The organism is Synechococcus sp. 1G10 (assembly GCF_002252625.1).
GTDB lineage: Bacteria > Cyanobacteriota > Cyanobacteriia > PCC-6307 > Cyanobiaceae > Regnicoccus_A.
In genome coordinates this window covers 1-1,718 of record NZ_NQKW01000055.1, presented here as the reverse complement: position 1 = coordinate 1,718, position 1,718 = coordinate 1, and the positions used below count along the sequence as shown (strand labels likewise).

The window sequence follows — 1,718 nt, the reverse complement described above, 5'->3', positions numbered from 1 at the left end:
GGGCCTCCTGAGAAAGTGAAAACCAGCCCCAGGGCAACAAAGTGGGGGATCCAGGTTCACCTCTGAGTATTCCTCAGGCTGCAGCTGCCTGATGGCCCAAGAGTTGCTCCTCGGCTCTTCGGATGGCTTCATTGCCGCTCAGTAGCTGTAGCAAGAAGCTAAAAAAGACAAAAAGAAGCTCCAGCAGCTTCTCGAGGTTCATCACCAGTACAGCCAATGCAATGGCTGTACCTTGGGTGGCGGCCAGCTTCTCACGAATCAGGCCCAATCCAAATCGGCGCTTCCCCTGTCCGATTTTGCCCTCGACGGCATTTCGTTGACGCTGATCATCAAGAAACTGCCTCTTCTCTTCTGCCACAAGCTCGGGATCACTTTTGGGCCGACCAAGGCGAGGTCCACTCAGGCGAATACCGTGGCGCTGACAGAATGCGCGGTTAGCTCGAGTCCGATATATCTGATCGGCACAGATCACTTCAGGATAATGACCATGACGACGGCGATAGACTATTGCCTGAGCCTTCAGGTCTTCTCCTTCATTGTAGGGATCGTAACTCAGCCGATCCAGGTAGGTGAACCCATCGCCCGTGACTGAAATGGAGATCTTGGCTCCGAATTCGACATTGCACCTGGCCTTGCCACGAACAATCGGCCTGATGTGAGATTGGAAGAGGCTCACGACCCGATCGGGGATGCTTCTAGTGTCTGAGTGGTAGAGAATTTTCTGCTGGCGAACCAGTTCGCTGACCACCAAGAGCTTGTGGTACCAGTGACTTCCCGCAGCTAGAAGGCAGCCACCGCAAGCGATCAGGGCATCAATGCTGGCCAGATTCCGCTCCAGATGGCCGAGCTGCTGCTTGATCGCCTTTCGTATCTTGCTGATGCGAGGGCGCTTCTTTTTGGCCACGGCAAGAAACTGCTGCCGGGCTTTCTTGCAATGCGTGCGTGGCTTCTGGCCAAACGCTTCTCTGATTGGCGGATGCATCGCATCAATCAGTTTCTCGGTGACTTCTCTAGCTTCATTGAGCAGAGACAAATCAGTCGGATAGCGGATATCTACTGGCACGCAGGTGGCATCAATCAAGAGTGTGCCCTGGTTGACTGCCGGTGTAGGCGCGTCATCATTGCTGCTATGCCCTGAGGAAGAACCACCACCCGTGCCGGTATCCGGATCATCGTCGGTACCTGCGGACTGGATCATAGTTAGGCCATGGCGAACGATCCGCTCGTTGCAGTCGTTGATCACTGACTCCGGCAGGCGCTTCCGGAAATAGACCATCATCGATGGATCAAATGGTGCGGTGAACTGGAACGCTTCCAACCCAATGAAGAACTGAAGGTACGGATTTTCCTTGATTTGCTCAACTAGTTCTTCGTCTGTGATTGCCAGGCGTGCCTTGATGATGAGGGCACCCAGTGCCATTCGAAATGGCTTGGCAGGTGCTCCAAACCCTTTGCTGAAATGTGATGCGTAGTCATTCTCCAGCTCCTCCCAGGGAATGAGCTCCACAAGCTTGATCCACCGATTGCTGCCGGAGAGCTTGCCACCAAACGGCAAGAAGAAATTCTCAAACGAGAGCTGGTGACGATGCTCGCGCCGATACATGTGGAAAACTCTGGACTGCTTTTCGGCGATATCGAGCCGAATTGCGCACATTCTACCTTCTAAAACTGCTCAGATCCATTGCGTTGCAGCCGCTCTGCCCTTTTTCAGGAAGCCC

The 1,718-nt window shown here is 53.9% G+C and carries 1 protein-coding gene; it reads right to left on the bottom strand.

The genetic code is table 11. The features are described from left to right. Nucleotides 1–73 precede the first annotated feature (73 nt). A complete protein-coding gene (locus CJZ82_RS17400) occupies nucleotides 74–1,603 on the bottom strand; it encodes an IS5 family transposase (protein WP_233130368.1) in 1,530 nt (509 codons plus the stop codon). Nucleotides 1,604–1,718 lie beyond the last annotated feature (115 nt).

Excerpts from the sequence above, each read along its gene's own strand:
- CJZ82_RS17400 (WP_233130368.1), bottom strand. The coding sequence starts at position 1,603 with ATGTATCGGCGCGAGCATCGTCACCAGCTCTCGTTTGAGAATTTCTTC.